Raw genomic sequence first — 26699 nt, 5'->3', positions numbered from 1 at the left:
GCAACCCGAATCTAGAGAGGACGAATGAACGGAATGAAGAAGTCATGGTTACGCGTGCTGAGCACGGGGGTATTAGCGGGGATGTTATTGGCAGGTACGGCGCTGCCTGTATGGGCAGCTGATGATCTGATCACGAATGAGTTACGGGTCAAAGCAGGAAGTACGAGCGCTTTTATCAACGGCAAGAAACAAAACATCACGAAACCACTCACGGTTAAGGGCGTGACACTGGTGCCTGTCGGTGTATTCAAAAAAGCATTTGGCAGTGAAATTCGGCTGGAGAAAAACGATGTAATTAAAATCAAGGAAGGCCCTCATGTGGTTGCCTTGAAGATTAACAGTTCCATTGCATGGATTGACGGAGCGAAAATAGAGATGGGTGCTGCGCCGAAAATGGTGAATGGTGTGTTAATGGTCCCTCTCCGCCCGGTTGCTGCAGGAATCGGTGCAACGCTTGCGCCGAACAGTTCGGGTGAGATCGTCATTCGTATGCTGCAAACAGGTGAGGGTACCGATGATGACAGCATTGATCTCGACAAGGGGAAAACGAGAATCGGCAACAGCTATTATGGCTGGTCGATTCATTATCCGGCTGATCTGCTGGTGTTACAAACCAATGAACAGGAACGGATGATGACCTTTGGCGCTACGGATGAAAGTTATTTTCTCGAAGTGTATGTGAGCGACCAGAACGTTGTGCTGGATGCGGACGACTTGCTGACACAGCTGGTACAGGTGGCCAAACAGGCAGGAGATACGGTACTGGATCGTGAAGCGATATCTAAAGGGAACAACCCTTATGCAAGGGTTGTCGTCAAAGATGCGGATGGTGTGTTATGGGAGTTGCGCCAGTATGTTCATGACGGTCGTCAATACGATGTCTACTTAGCGGATTATGAAGCGACCAATTATAAAGATTTGGGCAAGCATGCTTCATTCCTCAATTCCTTTGAGCCAAGCTATGCGCAGTCTGATCGAAGAATTAAAGATATTTCCACAGTAGAAGAAGGCATGCGAGCGGCTTGGAATGATGACTACGGTATTGAATTAAAGGTTCCGGCAGGCTGGTCCATGGATAATAAAAATATGGTCTATCAAGATCAGGACGGAGCGTATTTGCAGCTTCGTGTGACTTCAGCCAAGTCTGGGGCAACCGTGAAAGACTGGAGTGATCAGCTCGAAAAGTGGATGCGTGAAACCTTCACAGCAGAGAGCTATCAGCAAGTAGGCTCGTTTACAACGGAAGTCTCGGGTGAAACGGCCGAGGTGAATGAATTCCGCTATAACTTTGGGTCAGGATGGCAGACCGAGTTCGACGTTCTTTTGCAGAAAAACGGATATCGTTATTACGCAGAGTATACCTTCCCTGAAGGACAGGCTGCAGACCGGGCTTGGTTTGAGCAAATCATGAAGAGTGTAGAAATTGATTTTGATACGGTAAAAGATAACTTTGGTCAATTGGATGAAGATCCATATCTGACAGATAAAATGAAGACAATCACACGTACGTCTAAAACGTATCGTTACAGCGTGGATATTCCACGCTACTGGACGCCGTACAATGACCGATTTGAAAGCTCGCCTGTTGTTTATACGTTCACAGGCGGAGACTTCTCCATTGCGGCTACAGAGGACAAGTCGATTGAGATGACGGTTAGTCAGCTGAGAGAGGCCTATGCAGAGGCAGCCAAAACGCGAAAAAGCTTCAATCTGATCCGTAGTGAGCAACTGACCTTTGCAGGTGTGCCTGCGTTCTCCTTTACGTATCACGAAGTGGACAAGGGTGTGCCGTATACCGGGCGTCAGATTGTGTTTGAAAAGAATGGAACAACGTATACGATCACAAGCGGTCTAAATGATGCGAACCGTACGCAGGTGCAGGCTGCGATGATGGAGAAAGCAGTGAACTCATTTACTTTTATTAAATAAAATGAAAGCTGTATAGAAATTGCCGGAGGGTCAGAGAACCTTCCGGTTTTTTTCGTTTTGCTATGAAGTGGAAAGGCATGGGATATGAAGGGATTATATTAAATTCGGGTGGAATGCCAATGGAAAAAGATGAAAATGGTAAACGGTTTTTTCAGGAAAACGTAGAAGAGTGGGTGCAGAAGTGGTACACTATACTAGTTCAGGAGTTATTACTGCTGATAAGAGAAATAGAGAGAATGTAGGCTTGGATTTCAGGCAATACAGACTTAATGTATAGATATAGCGATACTTGACGTTGACAGCAATGCAGGCGTACCGAAATACAGGTACCATGGGAAGAACACTGGCTGAGGCCGGTATGGGGAGGATCTACATGAAAACAGCAACATTACGAAGAGAAGACGTTGAGCTTCTAGCACCTGCAGGGGACTGGGATTGCATGCGTTCGGCGGTAGCCAACGGGGCGGATGCGATTTTCTTCGGGGTCGAAAAGTTTAATGCACGGGCACGAGCGAACAATTTCCGTATGGACGAGCTACCGGAGATTATGGCTTTTTTGCACAGTTATGGCGTGAAAGGGTTCCTGACCTTTAATATATTGATCTTTGAAAATGAATTGAAAGATGCCAAGGAACTCATCGATGCCTGCGTAGATGCGGGTGTGGATGCAGTGATCGTACAGGATTTGGGTCTGGTCAAAATGATTCGTGAGATTTCACCGGACTTCCCGATTCACGGCTCTACTCAGATGACGATTACGTCGCCTGAAGCGGTGGAGTTTACGAAGCCGTTTGACATGGAACGTGTCGTACTTGGACGGGAGAACAATCTGAAGCAGATTCAAAAGATTGGTGATCAAGCGAAACTTCCGATGGAAGTATTCGTGCATGGCGCACTCTGCGTGTCCTATTCGGGTCAGTGTCTGACTTCCGAGATGTGGGGCGGGCGCTCCGCAAACCGTGGTGAATGTGCACAGGCTTGCCGTCTGCCGTATGATCTGATGGTAGATGGCGTTCACCAGCCAATGGGTGACGTGGCCTATCTGTTGTCTCCGAAAGATCTGGCAGCCATTGATATCATGCCGGAATTGATCGAAGCGGGCGTTACGTCTTTCAAAATTGAAGGGCGCCTCAAAACGCCAGAGTACGTAGCGAATGTAGTTAGCAAATATCGCAAGGCGATTGACCGTTATTTTGACGGTGACAATACACGTACAAGCAAGGAAGAGATTCGTGAGTTGCAACAGAGCTTCTCGCGTGGATTTACACATGGTTTCCTGGACGGCACGAACAACAAACAGCTGGTAGACGGCACATTCCCGAAAAGCCGCGGCGTTTATCTTGGTCGTGTGGATCAAGTGCTGCGTGACGGTGTTGTGCTGAAACTGGATGCACCCGTGAAACGTGGAGACGGCATTGTGTTTGACGCTGGTGATCCAACGAAAAAAGAAGAAGGCGGACGTGTGTATGATGTACGCCGCAAAGGTGTGAAGATCGAAGGCGAAGCCGGCGAAGGCTGGATCGTGGACATCGTACCAGGCCGCAGTGACGTGGATCTGCGCCGTGTGAAAGTCGGCGACAAAGTATGGAAAACCAATGACCCTGCGCTCGACAAACGTCTGCGTCAAAGCTTTGAGACCGATAAGCCTTACCGTGTCTTCCCGGTCAAAGTAAAAGTCATCGGCAGCCCGGGCCAGCCGCTCAGCACGTGGTGGACCGACGTGCAGAAGGGAACGACCGTGCGCGTGGATTCGGAGATGGAACTGGACATTGCCCAGAAACGTCCGATGACCCATGAATTGCTCGAGGAGCAATTCGGACGTCTCGGCGGCACCGTGTTCCAGCTGGAGGATCTGGACGTCAATCTGCACGGTGACGTCATCATCCCGATGCGCGAGTTGAACAATATTCGCCGTCAGGCGGTCGAACAACTCGCGGGCGAGCGCCCTAAACCGCCCGTCTACGTGAAACGGGCGGTGGACGTGTACGGCGATGCGGTACAACCGGCATCGCCAGTAGCTCGCGGTCAAGCAGAGCTGACCGCGCTATGCCGCAGCCTGCCACAAGTGGAGGCAGCGCTGGAAGCTGGCGTCGGCATGATTTACGCCGACTTCGAGTTTATCAAGCAGTTCCCGGCAGCGGTGGAAGCTGTACATGCCGCAGGTCGCAAAATCGCACTGGCTACGCCGCGTATTCATATGCCTGGCGAGAACGGCTATCACAACAATATCCTGCGTCTGGAACCAGATGCGGTACTCGTACGCAACACAGGTGCGTTGTACTTCTACCTGCGTCATCGTAGAATGAACCCGGACGCGAAGCATCCGCAGCTGATTGGTGACTTCTCCTTGAATATTGCCAATCACAAGGCCGTGGAACTGTTCCTGGAAGCAGGTTGCGACTGGATTACACCGTCGTACGACCTGAACATCCAGCAAATGGTTGATTTGCTCGGTAACTCCCGTACAAGTCAGACCGAAGTGGTCATCCATCAGCATCTGCCGATGTTCCATACGGAGCACTGCGTATACTGTACATTTATGAGTGAAGGAACGGACTATACGAACTGCGGACGTCCTTGCGAAGAAAAACGGGCATCCCTGCAAGACCGAATTGGTATGTCTCACCCGGTACGTGTAGATGAGGGCTGCCGTAACACGGTATATAATGCAGTAGAGCAGTCCGGGGCTGAATATCTGACGAACTTTATGGATCTGGGTGTATCCCGTTATCGTGTAGAGTTCTTGGAAGAGACGCCAGAGCAAGTGAAGGAAGTTATCGACCTGTATAACCGTGCACTGCGCGGTGAGATCAGCGGTACACAAGTATGGAAAACCCTGAAAGCAACGAACCAATTGGGCGTTACACGCGGTCAACTGGTGAAATAATAAGCAACCCCAATCTCTGCTTTACGGAGCTCTTGGGTTTTTTTCTATAAAAGCGGTATCGGCAACCAAGGAGGTGTGAAGCGTGGCTCCATTTACGATGATGGATATTAAATTGCTGTGCGGGGTCACGGCATTCAAACGCGGCGAAGAATATCAACAGTCTGGCAGGATTGGCAAGCTGGCTGTGAGTGAAGACGGACGTCATTATCAAGCCGTTGTTCGAGGGGCAGAAGCCTACCAAGTGAAGGTGGATCTGGACGATGCGGGAGAGATTGATGCCTATTGCAATTGCCCGGCGTACGGCAATTATTATGACTATTGTAAACATATCGCCGCTGTCCTGCTTGCTATTCATGAACGTGAGGATGCACAAGAATTGTCGGGGGGCAGAGGAACGACTTCGAAAGTAGGCACACTGGTTGAAGAAGAGACATGGGAGCGGCCCTATTCAACTTTAACGCCATCTGCATCCAAATCCGCACGTTCTTCTTCCTCATTTTCATCAATAGATTCAGCGGGCGGTTCATCCGCTTTATCAGGCGAGAACAGGGATGTCCCCTTTGAACCATCAACAATGTCCCATCGTGCGAGCATCGAATCTCCAATATCTACAGCACAAGGTCAGCAATCGGAGCAACTGGAGCAACCACATCAACTTCATCAACCGCAGCAGCATAAGCCGCAGTCATTGTCTCCTTCTCCTTTTGCTCAGGCAGGTCGTCCGAGTTCAGCTTCAGGCTGGGGTCGCTCTGCGGACAAACCGTCCTACCGCACGGCAGACCAGATTTTATCCATGTTTGCCAAGGATCGCAGATTGCCACAGGAACGGGAGCAAACGTACACTGCGCCGGTTACCCGCTCCATGCTGCGAGAAGAGTTGCAAGTACAGTTCATCTGCAAGCTGGTACATGTGCATAAAGGCGGGGCCAAGCTGGCGCTTGAAATAAAGGTAGGCAACAAAAGGCTCTATGTTGTGCAGAAGGTGAAGCAGTTCTTGAACTGTGTGGAGAAGGGCGAGCCGATGTCTTTCACCAAGCTGTTTCATTATGATCCACTGATGCATGTGTTCTGTGCTCAAGATCAGGCTATTCTTTCCATGCTCATTCGCATGAGGCAGAGTGAAGAGGCATATCGGGAGTCCATTTCCGGATATTTAGGTGCCTCGGATGGAAGGGATATTCTAATCGCTCCTATCGTCTGGAAACCGCTGCTCGAGCTGCTTCTGCAAGCGGACAGCCGCATGGAGGGCACGGGTCTGTCGAACGGACCACTTTCGCTGAGTGAAGGAGCTTTACCTTTATTTTACCGAATCGCAGAAGGGACTAATGAAGGGTATCAGCTGGAGGTGTCGGGACTGCGTGAGTTGATCCTGCTTCCGGCGTATGATGCGGCGGTCGTTGAGGGTCAGCTTTACATGCTTGAACCGATGCAGATGCGAAGTCTGGAGGATCTGAGCAGTGCGCTCACTTCATACGGTATTAAAGAAAGCATTGATATTTCGTCTCAGCAGGTGGATGAGTTTGTACAGCATGTTGTACCGGAACTGCGGACTTTGGGACATTTGTCAATTGATTCCCGTGTGCGCGAACAGATTGCTGAACCCGAGTTGTCACCGAAGCTGTACATCGACTTTTACCGGGAACGCATTACGGCACGTCTGGAATTTGATTATGGTGTGATGGTCATTAACCCGCTGGCGGAGTATCTGATTGATGAGGAAGAAAAGAAAGTCATCTTGATCCGCGACCGGTTCAAAGAACGAAACCTGATTGAGAGACTGGATCGCTCTTTTCTGGAGCGTGAGGGCAGTGTCTGGGCAAGCGAACGTGAGGACGCGATCTATGATGTGATGTATCACCTGTTGCCTGAGTTTGAGAAGCTGGCCGACATCTACATGCCGAATGCTGTGAAAGCGATGATGCCAACATATCCTATACCACCGAAGGTGCGCGCAGATTTGGGAAGAGGACTGGACTGGCTGGAGATTTCCTTCGAGATGGAGGGAGTCGATGAGCAGGAGTTGCAGGAACTAATGCGTAGCATTGTGGAAAAGAAAGCTTTCTTCCGCCTGCGAAGCGGTGTCTTCCTGTCACTTGAAAATGAAGGCGCGAGCAGCTTCGCTCGCATGGCTGATGCGCTTGGTCTGGAAGCTGGAGATATTCAGAGTAGTCATATCCGTCTGCCTGCTGTAAGGGCTTTGCAACTCCCGGGCAGAGATGAAGTTTCCGGTCAGGTAAAATGGGGCGGTTCGCTCAAACGTTTCCTTGATGATCTGCGTGATCCTGACCGGATGGACTTTCCGTTACCACAGACGCTGGCACCTGTGCTGCGGGATTACCAGGCAAGCGGGTATCAGTGGCTTCGTACCCTAGCACATTACCGGTTTGGAGGCATTCTGGCTGACGATATGGGACTGGGGAAAACGCTGCAAAGCATCGCCTACATTACCGCTTCATTACAAGAGAAACCTGTGTATGAGCAGGGACAGGCAACAGGGGGGTTCGTTGATGCAGACAACACCATGTCTAATGATTGGATCATGAATGAGTCTCAGCAGGCTTACTTGGCCGATCCCACTGGAACGATAGATGGTGCCTGGCATACCTCGCAGCAAGATGGACTGACGATTCGTACACGAATGACGCATCCGCCGATACTGGTTGTTGCGCCTGCTTCGTTGACTTACAACTGGGCGAGTGAGTTTGCGCGGTTTGCTCCGCATCTGAATGTATTGATCGCCGCAGGGCAGAAGGATGAACGTGCCAGCATGCTGGCCGATATGGACAAAGCAGACGTGATTGTGACGTCGTATCCGCTACTTCGTCGTGATCTGGATACGTATCTCGGGAGAACCTTCCATACCTTGATTCTGGACGAGGCGCAAGCGATCAAAAATGCATCGTCCCAGACGGCGCAGGCAGTCAAACGGATCCAAGCACCGCGCCGGTTTGCCCTGACAGGCACGCCCGTCGAGAATTCACTGGATGAACTGTGGTCTATTTTTGAAGCGGTATTCCCGGGACTGTTCCCGAGTTACAGAAGGTTTCGTGACTTGCCACCAGAACGCATCTCGCGTATGGTGCGTCCGTTCATTCTCCGTCGCTTGAAAAAAGATGTGCTGGAAGAACTGCCGGATCGCATTGAGACGGTGCAGCGTTCCGAGCTGACGGTGGAACAGAAAAAGCTGTATGCAGCTTATCTGTCTCAGCTTCAGGATGAGACAGAAAAGGATATGGAAGAGAACGGCTTCCAGAAAAATCGGATCAAAATCTTGGCTGGCATCACCCGTCTGCGTCAGTTATGTTGTCACCCGGCGCTGTTTGTGGACGGGTATCAAGGGGATTCCGGGAAGATGGAGCAACTGCTGGAGACTGTCCAGGATTGTCTGGCCGCCGGCAGACGTATTCTAATCTTCTCGCAGTTCGCAAGTATGCTGAGTCTGATTCGTCAGACCCTTACCGTGCAGGGGAACAATCTGTTTTATCTGGATGGGCAAACCCCTGCACAGAGTCGTGTGGACATGTGCCGCAGATTTAACGAAGGAGAAGCCGAGTTGTTCCTCATTTCACTCAAAGCTGGCGGAACCGGACTTAACCTCACGGGGGCGGACACCGTGATTTTGTATGATCTGTGGTGGAACCCCGCGGTAGAGGAACAGGCGATAGGGCGGGCGCATCGTATGGGACAGAAACAGGTAGTCCAGGTGATTCGTCTCGTGACTGAGGGCACCATCGAAGAGAAAATTCTGGAGCTGCAAAAGCGGAAGAAGGATTTGATTGCCGAGGTGATTGAACCGGGCGACGGGGGATCAACGACACTATCCGAGCAGGATATTCGCGAGTTGTTAATGGTGTAAAGCAAACTCATTTTTTATACAACTATTGTCAATCATTTGTGGTAATGTATAGAGAAATGCACCGCTTTTGCTAACCTGATTTATGGTTTGTTCAATCCCTTTTTTTAATTAACTACACCTTATTGATCCAGCCAAAGGAGTGTTTCCTATACGTATCCGCAAAGCGATTATTCCAGCCGCTGGACTGGGGACTCGGTTTCTGCCTGCAACCAAGGCGATGCCGAAAGAAATGCTGCCCATCGTGGACAAGCCAACCATTCAATACATTATTGAGGAAGCCGTTGCTTCCGGAATTGAAGATATAATTATCGTTACGGGAAAAGGCAAACGCGCAATCGAGGACCACTTTGATTATTCCTTTGAACTTGAACAAAATCTGGCAGACAAACAGAAGTGGGATCTGCTGAATGAAGTGCGCAAACCTTCCGAGATGGCGGACATCCATTATATCCGGCAAAAGGAACCTAAAGGACTTGGTCATGCCATCTGGTGTGCCCGCAAGTTTATTGGCAATGAACCGTTTGCCGTTCTGCTCGGGGACGACATTGTTGAAGCAGATCACCCATGCTTGCAGCAGATGATTGAAGTCTATGACGAACTGCAGTCCCCGATTGTCGGCGTGCAACCTGTCGATTGGAGTGAGGTATCTAGGTACGGTATCATTGATGGGGAATTGCTAACTCGTACGGATGAACGCGTCTTCCGGGCAAAACGTTTAATTGAAAAGCCGAAGACGGAGGTTTCTCCTTCGAATCTGGCGATTATGGGCCGTTATATTCTTACTCCTGACATTTTTGAAATATTGGGCAGACAATCTGCTGGTGTAGGCGGAGAGATTCAGTTGACGGATGCCTTGTCCCGTCTGAATGAGCAAAGACAGATTCTTGCCTATCATTTTGATGGCTTGCGCCATGATGTGGGTGAGAAGTTAGGTTTTATTGAAACGTCCATTCACTATGCACTCCAACGACCAGACCTGCGGGAAGATTTGTTGAAGTATCTGGAAGGTATTGTCGGTAAACGATAAGCGAGCCGCTGATTTTTCCGTCTATCCAATGTATTCATATCAATGTATTCATATTGCAGTATTCGATTTGTAGTTTGTATTATCTTAATGTCTGTCCATCCCTAGCCCAGCCGACGTACGATGTTTCGGCTGGGCTTTTGTGTCTGCATGACAGAGGCGAATGAACAAACACTTAGAGGGCAACTCACATATATATAATCAAAATGAAGAGTACTGTCAAAGGCAGAGCGGGGGGATGGCATGAAGGTAATTCCGCTATTTATGAAGGATGCAGCCATACTGGAACCGAAGATATACGGAGATCACCGCGGATATTTCATGGAAAGTTATAATGAGCAGATGCTGCTGGATCATGGGATACATCATACGTTTATTCAGGACAATCAATCCTTGTCAGCTGAGGCGGGTGTCCTGCGAGGGCTTCATTATCAGCTGCATCCGAAAGCGCAGACTAAGCTGGTGAGAGTGGTATCGGGTGCCATTTACGATGTGATTGTAGATATACGTAGACAGTCACCGACCTTCGGACAATGGAAAGGTGTCATACTCAGTGAACATAATCAGCGTCAGTTGTTAGTACCCCAAGGGTTTGCCCATGGTTTCTGTACACTGACTCCACGTACACAGGTGGCTTACAAAGTGGATGCGTATTATTCGCCTGAACATGACCGCGGTATTTTGTGGAATGATCCTGCGCTTGCGATTGATTGGCCTGTGACGGAACCGATCTTATCGGATAAAGATCAGAAGCACCCCGTACTCAGGGATGCAGAGCTGAATTTTGACTAATGACAAGACCTTCAGATACATTCTTCATTTGGAGGCAGAGGGAGAGAGACAGCATGAAATTACTGGTTACCGGCGGGGCTGGCTTTATCGGCAGCAACTTTGTGTTATATATGCTCCGAGAATATCCGAATTACGAAATTATTAATGTGGATGCACTCACATATGCGGGCAACTTGGAAAATCTGAAGTCGATTGAGTCCAATCCGCGGCACACTTTCATTAAAGCAGACATTGCAGATGTACAGCAGATGGAGAACATTTTTGCTCAGGGTGTCGATGTGGTTGTGAATTTTGCCGCTGAATCCCATGTGGATCGCAGCATTCTGGCTCCCGATGTTTTTGTTCGCACGAATGTTTTGGGTACGCAGGTACTGCTGGACGCATCCAAAAAATATCAGATCACCAAATTCGTACAGGTTTCGACGGATGAAGTATATGGTTCACTCGGGCCAACAGGACTGTTTACAGAAGAGACCCCTTTGATGCCTAACAGCCCTTATTCTGCAAGCAAAGCTGGAGGGGATCTGCTCGTCAGGGCTTATCACGAGACCTTCGGTTTGCCTGTTAACATTACCCGCTGTTCCAACAACTATGGCCCATTTCAATTCCCGGAGAAGCTTATTCCGCTCATTATCTCCCGTGCGTTGAAGGAAGAAGCTATTCCTGTATACGGTGATGGCCTGAATATCCGTGACTGGCTTTATGTGGAAGATCACTGTCGTGCCATTGATTTGGTCATTCATCAGGGCCGATCTGGAGAGGTATATAATATTGGTGGCAATAATGAACGCACAAATATTCACATTGTTGAGACCGTGCTGGAGCAACTGGGCAAACCGGCAAGTCTGATTCAATACGTACAAGACCGTCTGGGACATGATCGGCGTTACGGTATAGATCCAACCAAGCTGGAGACAGAGCTTGGCTGGAAACCGGTGCACCATTTTGAGACGGGAATTAAAGAGACGATAAAGTGGTATTTGAATCACCAGGAGTGGATGGCGAGCGTGCAGTCCGGCACGTATCAGGAGTATGTAAAACTCCAATATGGTCAGCGAATGGGTGAATCGGGCGCATGAATTATAGAATTATGGTAACAGGTGCAGCAGGACAGCTGGGATATGACGTTGTAAAAACCCTTGAAGCAGATGGTCATCGCGTACTAGGCTGTGACCGGGATCAGATGGACATCACGAATCAGCAACAGTGTACAGATCAGATCAATGCGTATCAGCCTGACGTTATTATTCATTGTGCTGCCTACACTGCGGTAGATCAGGCTGAATCCGATATCGATACGGCTTTCTCGATTAACGCTGTAGGTACACGTAATATAACAGTTGCTGCCGAAAACGTGAAAGCCAAGGTGGTCTATATCAGTACAGACTATGTATTTGACGGGATGGGGAACACCCCCTACCAGGAGTACGATGAGACGAATCCGCAAAGTGTATACGGCAAATCTAAACTTGCTGGAGAACGGCTGGTTCAGAGCCTGAGCACGCGGTGGTTTATTATCCGCACATCATGGGTGTTTGGCAGTCAGGGCCATAATTTTGTTAAAACCATGCTGGATCTGATGGGAATACGTCCGAAGCTTCAAGTTGTGCATGATCAGCAGGGTTCACCAACGTACACGGTGGATCTTGCTCGTCTAATCGCTGAGCTGGCTGTAAGCGAAAAATACGGCATTTATCATGCGTCCAATGCGGGAAGCTGCACATGGTTTGAATTTGCACAGGCAATTGCAGAGGAAGCAACTAAACATGGGACTTTTCAAACGGCTGTCCAGATCGCTGAGATCGTACCGTGCACGACAACTGAGTTTCCACGTCCAGCTCCTCGTCCAGCATATTCCGTGATGGATCATATGGGGATCCGAACGAACGGGCTTCAAGCCATGAGGCCTTGGAGAGAAGCACTAATTGCATTCTTGCATGAGCTGGATACGGAGCAGACGAATTGAGATATCATTTTATGAAAAGATGGATCTCTGATCGTTTTTGAGTAAGAAGGTATAGTGTAACCTCTCGTGTTTTACTGTAAAACATCACGATTCAATATTTATGTGATAGTCGTAAAGAGTCGCCTTATGGCGACTTTTTGTTTTGCCTATGCCCGATTCGGGTAGTTAGTTACCAAAATGCAATATGACATAACATGTTCAGATAGATAATGTTTTGTTCCGGCCATGTCGGGAATAAGACTCATTAGTTGTAGTTGTTAGATTCACAATGATTTCTAGTACAGTGTTTATTATGAATACGTCTGCAAAGGATGTGTAGATGATATGAAACGTATTGCCGCCGTTTTGACATTGCTGCTCGTTACCGTAGGTACACTCTTCTGGGCACATGATAGCCAGAGTGAAGAGCAACGTGACGGATTTACGAACTACCGATTAATAGCCCATGCGATGGGAAGTATTCGGGAACAGCCTTATACTAATGCGTATGAAGCCATGATTGCCAATTATGAAAAAGGCACACGGGTATTTGAAATTGATTTCATGCTCACTTCGGATCGCGTGGCTGTGGCCAGACATGAGTGGACGGCTAACATGAGCAAAATGCTGGGACAGGACGAAGAGTTGCCGGAGCATAAACAGGCCGGTGCACTTACCCATGATGAATTCATGAACACACCTATTCTGGGTATCTATCAGCCAATGGATGCTGATGGGATTATGAACGTTTTGTCCAAGTACCCGGATATGTACATCGTGACGGATACGAAGGAGCAAAAAGACGAAGATATCCAGCAAGTGCTTCAATCTCTAGTCGATGCTGCGAAGAAGTATGATTCGTCAACTCTAAGCCGGGTTGTTGTACAGATTTATAATGAACCTATGCTTGTAAAGGTAAAAGAGGTATATCATTTCCCCTCTATTATTTACACGCTCTACGCCACACAAGATACAGAGGGCCAGGTTGTTGATTTTGTGCAAAACAATGACATCGATGCCGTAACCATGCCGGAATATAAAGTGAACCAGAACTTTGTCGCCAAGCTGAAGAAGGCTGGGGCAGTCACCTATGTGCACACCATTAATGATACCCAGCAGGCTGCCAATTATGAGAAATGGGGCGTGTACGGTGTGTACTCTGACGTACTCACTGAGCAGGAAATGGAAGAGATGAATACAAGATTCGCTTGGAAACCGTAAAAGAATTAAGACTCAGGAAAGAGTCCGTGCAGACTCAACAAGAATCGAAAAGAAGACTCGAACTCCAGAGATACAGACTTTTCTCAGAAGGGAAACCGTGAAAAGTCTGTGTTTTTTCTGTTCGCCTTTTATACGAACATTGACACCTGTTGTCTGCTGACATAGACTTAGTTTACAAGCTTTTTAGGATGCAGAAGAACCTCTGGAGGAATGTTCGTTGATAGACATGATTAAGCAGTGGAGACATGTATTTAAGCTCGACCCAGACCGGGAAATTACAGACGAGGCACTGGATCAGATATGCATGTCAGGAACGGATGCGATTATCGTTGGCGGATCATCAGGAATCACATATGACAATACGGTAGATCTGATGTCCCGGGTTCGTCGTTATGAACTGCCCTGTGTGCTGGAAGTATCCGATTTGGAGGCTGTTGTACCCGGTTTTGACGGGTATCTGATTCCGATGGTGTTAAACACAACGGACAGCCAGTGGATTATTGGACATCACCAGCGGGCCATCGAGCGGTTTGGTTATATGATCCCATGGGATCTGCTGATTACCGAAGGGTATATTGTGCTTCATGCGGATTCCACTGTGGCGAAGTTAACCGGAGCGGAGACGGAACTGAGTGCAGAGGCTGCTGCTGCTTATGCTCAAGCTGGAGAACGCCTGCTGAATCTGCCCATTATATATATGGAGTACAGCGGAACATTTGGTGATATGGAACTTGTTGGCGAGACTCACAGACAACTGGAGCGGGCACACCTCATATATGGCGGTGGAATCGATACGGCGGAGAAAGCAGTACAAGCTGCTCAAGCTTCGGATACTGTTGTTGTTGGCAATATTGTGTATAGCAATTTGCGCCAAGCGCTGGAGACGGTACAAGCCGTGAAGGAAAACGCCTAACCGGTTTAGTTTACCATTGCCCCACATCCCCCTTTGAATCTGCTAAAATAGAACTTTGTCCTTTAAACTGAAAATTCACTACAGTTTTCTTGTTATTTTTATCTACCCACAAAGTATAAGGCAACTATGTTTACACATGAACGGAGAGTGCAGAAGCGATCTGAAGAAACGAAGTGTTCGTATTTATCACCGGATTTTCCCTTTGACAAAGGGGATCAAAAAATCTGGGGATAACGACGATCGGAAGATGCTACTGCACTCGGAGTGACCAGTGTAACCCCTAGCACTCTTATACCGATATCCAACTAATGAAAGGAGCATGCATGCATGCAACCTGTAAATATACATGATGCCGTAGCACGGCTTAACACCCCTCAGCGTCAAGCTGTCGAGGCGACGGATGGGCCGCTGCTGATTATGGCTGGCGCGGGCTCAGGCAAAACCCGGGTGTTAACACACCGGATCGCCTATCTGATCGCAACACGGAAAGCACCGCCATGGGGCATTTTGGCGATTACGTTCACCAACAAAGCTGCTCGTGAGATGCAGGATCGGGTTTCGCAGCTCGTAGGCGGTTCTCAGGGCCGTGATATTTGGGTATCCACGTTTCACTCTATGTGTGTGCGCATCTTGCGCCGCGACATTGAACGGATCGGTTTTACTTCCAACTTTAGCATTTTGGACTCATCCGACCAGTTATCCGTTATTCGCAGTTGTATGAAAGATCAGAATATCGATACGAAGAAGTTTGAACCCAAAGCCGTTCAGGCGATGATGAGCACAGCCAAAAACGAACTGATCAGTCCAGAGCAATATGAGAAGCAAGCAGGCGATTATTTCGAGGGCATTGTAGCGAAGGTATACACGATGTACCAACGCCGGTTAAGAGCCAATAACTCGCTCGACTTCGATGACCTGATCATGGCAACGATTCAACTGTTCAAAGAAGTGCCGGAAGTGCTCGACTTTTATCAAAAGAAATTCCAGTACATTCATGTTGATGAGTATCAGGATACGAACCGTGCACAGTACATGTTGTGCCGTATGCTGGCTGACAGCCACCACCGTATCTGCGTTGTAGGGGATAGTGACCAGTCGATCTACCGCTGGCGCGGGGCGGACATTACCAATATCCTCAATTTTGAAAAAGACTACCCGGAAGCACAGACAATTCTACTCGAGCAAAATTATCGTTCCACTTCCAACATCCTGAATGCAGCGAATGAAGTAATTGGCCTGAATACGGGCCGTAAACCGAAGAAACTGTGGACGGATAAAGAAGGCGGCTCGAAGATTAAGGTATACCGTGCCGATTCCGAACATGATGAGGGGTATTTTGTAACCTCCGAGATTAGTAAAAATGTGAAGAACGGCAAATCCTATCAGCATCATGCGATTTTGTATCGTACCAATGCCCAGTCCCGGGTGATCGAGGAAATTCTGATCAAGTCTGATATTCCATATCAGATTGTCGGCGGCATCAAGTTCTATGATCGTAAAGAGATCAAGGACATTCTGGCTTACCTGCGTTTGTTGTCCAACCCGGATGATGATATCAGTTTGACCCGGATTATTAATGTGCCGAAGCGCAGCATCGGGGATACGACAGTAGCCAAGCTGGCTGCAGCAGCTGGAGAGCGCGGGGTTTCCATTTTCCGTGTACTGCAAGTGGTTGATGATCTTGGTTTCGCCGGTCGTACGCGTAACGCGCTCGTAGAGTTCTATGATATGATCGCTGCTCTGCACCAGATGGTCGAGTACCTATCGGTTACTGAACTGACCGAGAAGATTCTGGAGATGAGCCAGTATCGTGACGAGATGCAGAAGGAGAATACCATTGAATCTCGCGCGAGACTGGAGAATATTGAAGAGTTCCTGTCCGTAACGATGGAGTTTGAGAAAAATAATGAAGACAAAACGCTCGTTTCGTTCCTCACTGATCTGGCGCTCATTGCAGATATTGATAGCATGAACGATGATGAAGAGGATCAGAGCGATGCGGTCACGTTGATGACAATGCACAGTGCCAAAGGTCTGGAATTCCCGGTTGTCTTTATCGTGGGTATGGAAGAAGGGGTCTTCCCGCACAGCCGTGCTTTTATGGACAACGAAGAACTGGAGGAGGAACGTCGCCTGGCTTACGTAGGGATTACGCGTGCAGAAGAGCAGCTGTTTCTGTCATGTGCGCAGATGCGGACCTTGTTTGGACGTACAACGGCGAATCCGCCATCCCGTTTCCTGGATGAAATTCCGGATGAGCTTAAGGAAGATACCTCCATTGCACGAGACCGTTACCGCCGTGGAACGAGCACGGGCGGAGGTTCCTATGGAGGACGCGGTTTAGGCTCTAGTGGCGGAAGTAATTTCGGCGGCGCTGCAAGTGCGTCCAAGCTGTTTGAGCAGCAGAGCCGAAGTGGTTCATCCGCAAGTGCTTCCGGGCCAACATCCCGGGTGACGATGAGCACCTCTCGTCCAACATCTGCAGCACCGACCTCAGCTTCGAAGTCTGTCTCTTCCGATAGTGCGGCAGGATTTAAAGCAGGCGATAAAGTGCAACATGGCAAATGGGGAACAGGTACCATCGTTGCGGTTAAAGGCAGTGGTAATGATACCGAACTGCAGATTGCATTCCCGGCTCCGGTTGGCGTGAAACGCCTTCTCGCCGGATTTGCCCCGATTACCAAAGTGGAATAAGAATGAAACGGCCTATTGCCTAATCCTGAGCTGACATGAGATCTGATTCTGCCATGTTCGATTATTGCAATAGGCATGTTTTTTCTACATATATTAAATAAACGGAGGGATGGCCCGTATGGACCCGATGCACCGGATGGAGCAACTCGTAGCCGAGCTGAACCAGCACAATTATCAGTACTACACGATGGATCAGCCACAGATCAGTGATAAGGAGTATGACCTTCTGTATGATGAACTGGTTACGCTGGAACAGGAGAGCGGCATGGTGTTGCCGGATTCTCCTACTCAACGTGTAGGGGGCGAACTGCTCAAGGGATTCAACCCGCATCGTCATTTATCCCCATTATGGAGTTTAGACAAAGCGCAGAACATTGAACAGTTGCGGAGCTGGAATACACGTGTTCTAAAACTGGTTAATGACTACAACAGCAAAAACCCGGATAATCCCTTGCCTGACCCGGGTTACGTCATTGAGTTGAAATTTGATGGACTAACGTTGAACCTGACTTATACAAATGGTGAGTTGGTTCAGGCTTCTACACGCGGAAACGGAGCGGTGGGAGAGGGTATCTTGGCACAGGTTAAAACCATTAAGTCGGTTCCGCTTAAAATTCCGTATACGGGTGGCACAATTGAAGTGCAAGGTGAGGGGATAATGAACCTCTCTGTGTTAAATCGATATAACGAAACGGCTGCCGAGCCGCTCAAAAATGCACGAAATGCAGCCGCAGGTGCGCTGCGTAACCTGAATCCAAAAACGACGGCTGAGCGTCGATTGAATGCCTATTTTTATAATATTGGTTATTCGGACGACATTCAGTTTGCGAGCCATCACGAAATGATGGACTTCTTGCGGGATAACCGTTTCAAAGTTAATCCATCCATCACCTACTTCCATGAATTTGATGATGTGATGGAGCAGCTCGAAGCAATCCAGGAAAATCGTGGACAACTGGATTACCTGATCGACGGGGCGGTAATAAAACTGACGGATATGCGTACTCGTGAGGTGCTTGGCTACACGGACAAGTTCCCGCGCTGGGCAGTTGCCTACAAGTTCGAAGCAGAAGAGACGACTACAGTACTGAACGAAGTGGTGTGGAACGTGGGCCGGACGGGCAAAGTAACTCCGCTCGCGCGGGTAGAAGCGGTTGAACTTGCTGGTGTTACTGTGCAAAACTGTACGCTGAACAATGTCGGCGATATTGAGCGTAAAAATCTGAAGTATGCACTGGGTTCACGTGTCTTCATTCGTCGTTCCAATGATGTTATCCCGGAGATCCTCGGCAAAGTGACCGAAGAGAATGATGGAGAAGAGATCATATATCCGGAGCAATGCCCGGCATGTGGATTCCCGCTGGAGCAGCGCGGAGCGCATTTATTCTGTAACAACAAACTGGCTTGCAAGCCGCAGACGGTTGCTCGTATTTCCCATTTTGCCTCCAGAGACGCGATGGACATCGAGACCTTCAGTGAGAAGACGGCGATTCAGTTATATGACGAATTGAACGTGCGTGAACCGGCCGATCTGTATACACTGCAGTTTGATGATTTGGTGAAGCTGGAGCGATTTGGGGAAAAGAAAGCGAATAACCTTCTCGCAGCGCTCGAGCAGAGTAAAGACCGAGACCTGGCATCGTTCCTGTATTCCTTGGGTATTCCCAACACAGGCAAATCCACGACACGTATGCTCGCCGAGCATTACCGTGATTTGCACGCGATCATGAATGCTACCATGGAGGAATTGGTTGAACTGCCGGACGTGGGTGGTATTGTAGCAGAGAGTATCGTTAGCTTCTTCGCTGATCCGTTTACACAAGCGGCTATCGAGAAAATGCTGAACCTTGGTGTGAAAGCACAGGCACCTGAAGCGCCGGCTGTTGTTGCAGAGGACTCCTTCTTTAGCGGTAAAACGGTAGTGCTCACAGGAACACTCCATCAATTGACGCGTGAAGAAGCCACGCAAAGACTTGAAGCGCTTGGCGCGAAGGTCACAGGAAGTGTATCGAAAAAGACAGACCTGGTCATTGCCGGAGAGAAGGCAGGCAGCAAATTAACGAAAGCTCGTGATCTCGGTATTCCAACCATCGAAGATGAGGATGAACTGGTACGCCTGCTGAATCCGTAGACTGTTAATATCTAAGACAGATGCACCAGCTCTTGTTATTTGGTAATAACAAACAAGTGTCAGACAGCTTGTGAATCAAGAAACCTCCAAAAACACGCATGACGTGTCTGGAGGCTTCTTTTTTGTGTATTGGACAACGTGAAGTTTTCATTCCATTTTATGAACCCGTAATATTCGGAAAACGCTGAGAAGCACCGGATAACCATGCATCTTTGTCGTATCCCCGTTCTTCCCAATATCCAATATGCTCGCTGTCGATGACTTCAATGCGGTTCAACCACTTGACTGATTTATAAGCGTACATCTGTGGAATAACGAGTCGTACAGGTCCGCCAAGGTCTGCAGGAATGGGTTTGCCATCATGCATTACTGCAATCATAATGTCATCCATCTGTGCTTGTTCTAACGTGATGGCATCGGTATATACCCCGTCACCAGAATAAAATTTGACGCTGTGCGCTCCGGGTTTCAAACCGGCTTTCTCCAAAAAATGCTTCAGTGGAATGCCTTCCCATGTATTCTTATATACGGACCAGCCGGTAACGCAGTGAAAGTCACTGACTTGCACGGTGCGCGCAAGCTTGACGAACTGCTCCCAATTCCAGATCTGTGCCCGTTCCACAAGTCCATCTACACGAAATGACCAGTTTGCATTGGAAAAGGAAGGAATGGGTGTAACCGTGTATACGCGAAAGTGTCCTTCGGCGCCACCACCGATCGGCGGGGAAGAAGCGGATAAGGGTTGCGGCAATGGAACCATCTGATTCGGGTCATTCTCTAGCATGGTGTCTATACTGTTATCAAACTTGAGGTTTTTGCCTACCCACGATACAAACGTAGGCCCAAGAGTCACAGCGAGTCCTATGCCAACAGCTGAGCGGATGAAGGCTCGACGAGTATATACGGGTTGAGGCTTCTCGATCTTTGATTCTCTGTTTCTATTGAGATTTTGTAGTGGATCTCCTTGGTGATGAAGTGATGTGTCTGCATGCAAGTTGGACATGGCTGCTGGTGTGCTATGTGTTTCTGACTCTTCTTTATTCGAAGTGGGACTGTTTGGAGCGGGCACACTTGGAATTTGTGTTGAAGGTTCACTGACTTGAAACGTACGGCGTGTTGAGTCTTTTAACCATCGGGTCCGTGTGATTGAGTGGTAAATGATATACGGCAAACCAACCCATGTGAGCAGATCATGAATTAAAAGTGCAGCATTGGACCACCGGGGGCCAGCAAGCTTGAACTGCCATAAGACGATACCGGATAATAACCAACCGACCAGAAGTGCAAGGACGATGATCGTATTGGCTTTTTGCCATGGCTTATTGCGAAGTTGCTTCCAATGCTTACTGGCCAAAAATAAGTAATAGACGACAGGAGCAAGCATGGCGAGACCCACAGCGATATGTAACCACTTTAACCAGACACGTCCGATACCCAGCGTTTCACGCCAGAAGCCACCAATTAGCATAAGACCAGTAATGGAGAGAATGACAACGATCCAGGCGTTCCAAGCATGAATGGAAACCAACTTTTTGCCGTAACCCTTACGCATCTTTTTTAACCACTGTTTCAAATGTGTTCACCTCGGATCATGGATTTGAGTTAAACGCAGGCAATAAGCAAAAATCCAATCGATGTACCACTTAAATAATTCAGCAAGTATTACTTAGAGCGGCATTGATAAGTTGCATGATGATGTTTTCGTGTTCCTGTTGATTGTATAACCTTAAAAACCCTTGAAGTACTTCCTTCAATTTAAGATACCTTATTATAAAGTTTTTGGATCACTTACTTCAAATTTGATCTTATTCGAGCTAATTACTTCCCTATGTTTTGCTTTGCAAAGCCAAAAGCTGCTTCATATTGAACATTCGCTTCAGCAATTGACATTACTCTCATTGGAACATAATAAAATTTAAATAAAGTACTTGCTAAAATAATGACAGCATGATATATTATTTCTTGTCGCTTCAAACGGACATTAGTAGAATAGCTTTGAAGAATGACATAAAAAAATGTTGACAGAAACTTAGTTAACATGATATGATAAATTTCCTGTCTGGTTGACGAAAGTTGACGAAGGATGGGTAACCAAGTTCCTTGAAAACTGAACAAATGGATAGTAACTTTTGATTTACAATGAATCGTCAGATTCAAAATGAGCTTATCGCTCTTTTCAATACCCCGATGAGTGCACAGCGTTTAACGATGCTGCGAAATTCATCTTTATTGGAGAGTTTGATCCTGGCTCAGGACGAACGCTGGCGGCATGCCTAATACATGCAAGTCGAGCGGAGTGGATGGAAAGCTTGCTTTCCTGATACTTAGCGGCGGACGGGTGAGTAACACGTAGGCAACCTGCCCTCAAGCTTGGGACAACTACCGGAAACGGTAGCTAATACCGAATACTTGTTTTCTTCGCCTGAAGAGAACTGGAAAGACGGAGCAATCTGTCACTTGGGGATGGGCCTGCGGCGCATTAGCTAGTTGGTGAGGTAACGGCTCACCAAGGCGACGATGCGTAGCCGACCTGAGAGGGTGATCGGCCACACTGGGACTGAGACACGGCCCAGACTCCTACGGGAGGCAGCAGTAGGGAATCTTCCGCAATGGGCGAAAGCCTGACGGAGCAATGCCGCGTGAGTGATGAAGGTTTTCGGATCGTAAAGCTCTGTTGCCAGGGAAGAACGCTTGGGAGAGTAACTGCTCTCAAGGTGACGGTACCTGAGAAGAAAGCCCCGGCTAACTACGTGCCAGCAGCCGCGGTAATACGTAGGGGGCAAGCGTTGTCCGGAATTATTGGGCGTAAAGCGCGCGCAGGCGGTCATGTAAGTCTGGTGTTTAATCCCGGGGCTCAACCCCGGATCGCACTGGAAACTGTGTGACTTGAGTGCAGAAGAGGAGAGTGGAATTCCACGTGTAGCGGTGAAATGCGTAGAGATGTGGAGGAACACCAGTGGCGAAGGCGACTCTCTGGGCTGTAACTGACGCTGAGGCGCGAAAGCGTGGGGAGCAAACAGGATTAGATACCCTGGTAGTCCACGCCGTAAACGATGAGTGCTAGGTGTTAGGGGTTTCGATACCCTTGGTGCCGAAGTTAACACATTAAGCACTCCGCCTGGGGAGTACGGTCGCAAGACTGAAACTCAAAGGAATTGACGGGGACCCGCACAAGCAGTGGAGTATGTGGTTTAATTCGAAGCAACGCGAAGAACCTTACCAGGTCTTGACATCCAACTAACGAAGCAGAGATGCATCAGGTGCCCTTCGGGGAAAGTTGAGACAGGTGGTGCATGGTTGTCGTCAGCTCGTGTCGTGAGATGTTGGGTTAAGTCCCGCAACGAGCGCAACCCTTATATTTAGTTGCCAGCACTTCGGGTGGGCACTCTAGATAGACTGCCGGTGACAAACCGGAGGAAGGTGGGGATGACGTCAAATCATCATGCCCCTTATGACCTGGGCTACACACGTACTACAATGGCCGGTACAACGGGCTGCGAAATCGCGAGATGGAGCTAATCCCACCAAAGCCGGTCTCAGTTCGGATTGCAGGCTGCAACTCGCCTGCATGAAGTCGGAATTGCTAGTAATCGCGGATCAGCATGCCGCGGTGAATACGTTCCCGGGTCTTGTACACACCGCCCGTCACACCACGAGAGTTTATAACACCCGAAGTCGGTGGGGTAACCGCAAGGAGCCAGCCGCCGAAGGTGGGATAGATGATTGGGGTGAAGTCGTAACAAGGTAGCCGTATCGGAAGGTGCGGCTGGATCACCTCCTTTCTATGGAGAATCGTTTCCCGCGTGGAAACATTCAAATATGTAAGTTCAATGAACTTGCAAGCAATACAAAGTTACCCATCCATTTGTTCAGTTTTGATGGAATTTGAGGGGCCATAGCTCAGCTGGGAGAGCGCCTGCCTTGCAAGCAGGAGGTCAGCGGTTCGATCCCGCTTGGCTCCACCAAAAAAAATTTCATCTATTTGTTGTGTTCTTTGAAAACTAGATATCGAAACGAAACAAACGCAAATTAGAACATTCCTTTTTAGCTGAACTTGTGTTCAACAAGTTTCAATAAAAACGGTAGTACAATTGCAATTGCGATGGTATCGAATGGGAGCGACTTTTGGCTTTGGACGCAGTCCAAAACAAGGGAAGCGAGCAGTCGAAACCGGAGCATATGGTTAAGCTACTAAGAGCACACGGAGGATGCCTAGGCGCTAGGAGCCGATGAAGGACGTGGCGAACAACGAAACTGCCTCGGGGAGCTGTAAGCAAGCTTTGATCCGGGGATGTCCGAATGGGGAAACCCAGCTGGGGTAATTTCCAGTTACACCTAACTGAATACATAGGTTAGTGTGAGGCATACCAGGGGAACTGAAACATCTAAGTACCCTGAGGAAGAGAAAACAATAGTGATTCCGTCAGTAGCGGCGAGCGAACGCGGAGAAGCCCAAACCAGAGAGCTTGCTCTTTGGGGTTGTGGGACGTCTCACATGGAGTTACAAAGGAACCGGTTAAGCGAAGAGGTCTGGAAAGGCCCGCCAAAGAAGGTAAAAGCCCTGTAATTGAAAGTCTGTTCCCTCCGAGACGGATCCCGAGTAGTGCGGGGCACGTGAAACCCCGTATGAATCCGGCAGGACCATCTGCCAAGGCTAAATACTTCCTAGCGACCGATAGTGAAGCAGTACCGTGAGGGAAAGGTGAAAAGCACCCCGGAAGGGGAGTGAAATAGAACCTGAAACCGTGTGCTTACAAAAAGTCAGAGCCCGTTTTAGGGGTGATGGCGTGCCTTTTGTAGAATGAACCGGCGAGTTACGTTCCCGTGCAAGGTTAAGGTGAAGAGCCGGAGCCGCAGCGAAAGCGAGTCTGAATAGGGCGACATAGTACGTGGACGTAGACCCGAAACCGGGTGATCTACCCCTGTCCAGGGTGAAGGTGCGGTAACACGCACTGGAGGCCCGAACCCACGCATGTTGAAAAATGCGGGGATGAGGTGGGGGTAGCGGAGAAATTCCAATCGAACTCGGAGATAGCTGGTTCTCCCCGAAATAGCTTTAGGGCTAGCCTCGGAAAATAGAGTCGTGGAGGTAGAGCACTGATTGGGTGCGGGGCCCGCAAGGGTTACCAAGCTCAGTCAAACTCCGAATGCCATAGACTTACTTCCGGGAGTCAGACAGTGAGTGCTAAGATCCATTGTCAAAAGGGAAACAGCCCAGACCATCAGCTAAGGTCCCCAAGTGTGTGTTAAGTGGGAAAGGATGTGGAGTTGCACAGACAACCAGGATGTTGGCTTAGAAGCAGCCACCATTGAAAGAGTGCGTAATAGCTCACTGGTCGAGTGACTCTGCGCCGAAAATGTAACGGGGCTAAACACACCACCGAAGCTATGGCTTGGATCGACTTCACTGCTTCTTTGAGGCGGTGTTTACCACAAAGACATTTTTGTCTGACAAGGTGTGAAATCTTGGAAGACCAAATGTTTCTCAGGGGATAAACACAGGGCTTCGAAGCTGGAGTGAAGTCGATCCAGGGGTAGGGGAGCGTTGTATAAGGGTTGAAGGTGTACCGTAAGGAGCGCTGGACATTATACAAGTGAGAATGCCGGTATGAGTAACGAAAAGATCAGTGAGAATCTGATCCGCCGAAAGCCTAAGGGTTCCTGAGGAAGGCTCGTCCGCTCAGGGTAAGTCGGGACCTAAGGCGAGGCCGAAAGGCGTAGTCGAAGGACAACAGGTCGAAATTCCTGTACCACCGTAAATCGTTACGAGCGATGGGGGGACGCAGTAGGGTAGTGACGCAGGCTGATGGATGCCTGTCCAAGCAGTAAGGCTGGTTAGTAGGCAAATCCGCTAACCGTAAGGCTGAGCTGTGATGGGGAGTGAAAATTACAGTAGCGAAGGTCATGATCTCACACTGCCAAGAAAAGCCTCTAGCCAGATGAAGGTGCCCGTACCGCAAACCGACACAGGTAGGCGAGAAGAGAATTCTAAGGCGCGCGGAAGAACTCTCGTTAAGGAACTCGGCAAAATGACCCCGTAACTTCGGGAGAAGGGGTGCCCCGGTAGTGTGAATAGCACGAGGGGGCCGCAGTGAAAAGGCCCAAGCGACTGTTTAGCAAAAACACAGGTCTGTGCGAAGCCGTAAGGCGAAGTATACGGGCTGACGCCTGCCCGGTGCTGGAAGGTTAAGGGGAGTGGTTAGGAGCAATCCGAAGCTGTGAACCGAAGCCCCAGTAAACGGCGGCCGTAACTATAACGGTCCTAAGGTAGCGAAATTCCTTGTCAGGTAAATTCTGACCCGCACGAATGGCGTAACGACTTGGGCGCTGTCTCAACGAGAGATCCGGTGAAATTTTAATACCTGTGAAGATGCAGGTTACCCGCGACAAGACGGAAAGACCCCATGGAGCTTTACTGCAGCTTGATATTGAATTTGGGTACGATCTGTACAGGATAGGTGGGAGCCTTTGAAGCGTGAGCGCCAGCTTGCGTGGAGGCACCGTTGGGATACCACCCTGATCGTATCTAGGTTCTAACCTGGTGCCCTCATCGGGTACGGGGACAGTGTCAGGTGGGCAGTTTGACTGGGGCGGTCGCCTCCTAAAGAGTAACGGAGGCGCCCAAAGGTTCCCTCAGAATGGTTGGAAATCATTCGAAGAGTGCAAAGGCATAAGGGAGCTTGACTGCGAGACCTACAAGTCGAGCAGGGACGAAAGTCGGGCTTAGTGATCCGGTGGTACCGCATGGAAGGGCCATCGCTCAACGGATAAAAGCTACCCTGGGGATAACAGGCTTATCTCCCCCAAGAGTCCACATCGACGGGGAGGTTTGGCACCTCGATGTCGGCTCATCGCATCCTGGGGCTGAAGTAGGTCCCAAGGGTTGGGCTGTTCGCCCATTAAAGCGGTACGCGAGCTGGGTTCAGAACGTCGTGAGACAGTTCGGTCCCTATCTGTCGTGGGCGTAGGAAATTTGAGAGGAGCTGTCCTTAGTACGAGAGGACCGGGATGGACGTACCGCTGGTGTACCAGTTGTTCCGCCAGGAGCACCGCTGGGTAGCTATGTACGGACGGGATAAGCGCTGAAAGCATCTAAGCGTGAAGCCCCCCTCAAGATGAGATTTCCCAGTATGTAAGACCCCTTGAAGACGACGAGGTAGATAGGCTGGGGGTGGAAGTGCAGTAATGCATGGAGCTGACCAGTACTAATCGGTCGAGGGCTTATCCAATAGCAAGTTTTGAGTCGCGTGAGTTTCGTTTCGAATCTAGTTTTCAGAGAACAACACTCTGAATGAAGTGAAAATGGG

General features: G+C 49.1%; 14 protein-coding genes, 1 tRNA gene and 2 rRNA genes. 15 read left to right on the top strand and 2 right to left on the bottom strand.

The features are described from left to right. Positions 1-33: 33 nt before the first annotated feature. From AC1VYS_RS25530 to ligA, 12 genes are all read left to right on the top strand, one after another. The gene (locus tag AC1VYS_RS25530; RefSeq protein ID WP_482911949.1) at positions 34-1929 is read left to right on the top strand and encodes a stalk domain-containing protein; all 1896 of its coding nucleotides are present in this window, start codon (positions 34-36) and stop codon (positions 1927-1929) included. A 62-nt stretch (positions 1930-1991) separates the two neighbouring features. After that, complete coding sequence (locus tag AC1VYS_RS25525) at positions 1992-2171, top strand: hypothetical protein (RefSeq protein ID WP_482934429.1); 180 nt, start codon at positions 1992-1994, stop codon at positions 2169-2171. Between the two features lie 131 nt (positions 2172-2302). Continuing rightward, positions 2303-4816 carry a U32 family peptidase gene (locus tag AC1VYS_RS25520; protein WP_482911947.1) on the top strand — a complete coding sequence of 838 codons (2514 nt, stop codon included), beginning with the start codon at positions 2303-2305 and terminating at the stop codon, positions 4814-4816. Between the two features lie 82 nt (positions 4817-4898). Next, complete coding sequence (locus AC1VYS_RS25515; RefSeq protein WP_482934428.1) at positions 4899-8672, top strand: DEAD/DEAH box helicase; 3774 nt, start codon at positions 4899-4901, stop codon at positions 8670-8672. A 148-nt stretch (positions 8673-8820) separates the two neighbouring features. Then, the gene (gene galU, locus AC1VYS_RS25510; protein WP_482915123.1) at positions 8821-9699 is read left to right on the top strand and encodes a UTP--glucose-1-phosphate uridylyltransferase GalU; all 879 of its coding nucleotides are present in this window, start codon (positions 8821-8823) and stop codon (positions 9697-9699) included. Positions 9700-9939: 240 nt separating this feature from the next. Next, positions 9940-10488, top strand: a complete 549-nt coding sequence (gene rfbC / locus AC1VYS_RS25505; protein WP_482911945.1) for a dTDP-4-dehydrorhamnose 3,5-epimerase — start codon at positions 9940-9942, stop codon at positions 10486-10488. 53 nt (positions 10489-10541) lie between these two features. Continuing rightward, on the top strand, positions 10542-11567 hold the full coding sequence (gene rfbB / locus AC1VYS_RS25500; protein ID WP_482911944.1) for a dTDP-glucose 4,6-dehydratase: 1026 nt from the start codon (positions 10542-10544) through the stop codon (positions 11565-11567). Beyond that, positions 11564-12454 (top strand): dTDP-4-dehydrorhamnose reductase, encoded by an 891-nt coding sequence (gene rfbD, locus AC1VYS_RS25495; protein WP_482911943.1) that lies wholly within the window; start codon positions 11564-11566, stop codon positions 12452-12454. Before rfbB ends, rfbD begins: the two co-directional genes overlap by 4 nt. 324 nt (positions 12455-12778) lie before the next feature. Next, positions 12779-13654, top strand: a complete 876-nt coding sequence (locus AC1VYS_RS25490) for a phosphatidylinositol-specific phospholipase C/glycerophosphodiester phosphodiesterase family protein (protein WP_482911942.1) — start codon at positions 12779-12781, stop codon at positions 13652-13654. Between the two features lie 226 nt (positions 13655-13880). Next, on the top strand, positions 13881-14567 hold the full coding sequence (gene pcrB, locus AC1VYS_RS25485; RefSeq protein WP_482915122.1) for a heptaprenylglyceryl phosphate synthase: 687 nt from the start codon (positions 13881-13883) through the stop codon (positions 14565-14567). Between the two features lie 327 nt (positions 14568-14894). Beyond that, positions 14895-17261 carry a DNA helicase PcrA gene (pcrA, locus tag AC1VYS_RS25480; protein WP_482911941.1) on the top strand — a complete coding sequence of 789 codons (2367 nt, stop codon included), beginning with the start codon at positions 14895-14897 and terminating at the stop codon, positions 17259-17261. A 118-nt stretch (positions 17262-17379) separates the two neighbouring features. Then, positions 17380-19392, top strand: coding sequence for an NAD-dependent DNA ligase LigA (ligA, locus tag AC1VYS_RS25475; RefSeq protein ID WP_482911940.1), 2013 nt, complete (start codon positions 17380-17382; stop codon positions 19390-19392). A 157-nt stretch (positions 19393-19549) separates the two neighbouring features. Here the strand turns inward: ligA and AC1VYS_RS25470 are convergent, their stop codons facing one another. Further along, on the bottom strand, positions 19550-20965 hold the full coding sequence (locus AC1VYS_RS25470) for a molybdopterin-dependent oxidoreductase (RefSeq protein ID WP_482911939.1): 1416 nt from the start codon (positions 20963-20965) through the stop codon (positions 19550-19552). 245 nt (positions 20966-21210) lie between these two features. Beyond that, positions 21211-21432, bottom strand: a complete 222-nt coding sequence (locus AC1VYS_RS25465; RefSeq protein ID WP_482911938.1) for a hypothetical protein — start codon at positions 21430-21432, stop codon at positions 21211-21213. 186 nt (positions 21433-21618) lie between these two features. Here AC1VYS_RS25465 and AC1VYS_RS25460 point away from each other — a divergent pair. The 3 genes from AC1VYS_RS25460 to AC1VYS_RS25450 all read left to right on the top strand — a co-directional run bounded on the left by AC1VYS_RS25460 (position 21619) and on the right by AC1VYS_RS25450 (position 26621). Next, a 16S ribosomal RNA gene (locus AC1VYS_RS25460) occupies positions 21619-23174 on the top strand. 107 nt (positions 23175-23281) lie between these two features. Continuing rightward, positions 23282-23357, top strand: a tRNA-Ala gene (locus AC1VYS_RS25455). A gap of 216 nt (positions 23358-23573) precedes the next feature. Further along, a 23S ribosomal RNA gene (locus tag AC1VYS_RS25450) occupies positions 23574-26621 on the top strand. Together the 16S and 23S rRNA genes with 1 tRNA gene alongside form the textbook arrangement of a ribosomal RNA operon. The last annotated feature ends 78 nt before the right edge of the window (positions 26622-26699 follow it).

It is taken from the genome of Paenibacillus sp. G34 (assembly GCF_056856875.1).
The sequence above is the reverse complement of the archived record's forward strand: the minus strand, read 5'-3'. Positions and strand labels throughout refer to the sequence as shown.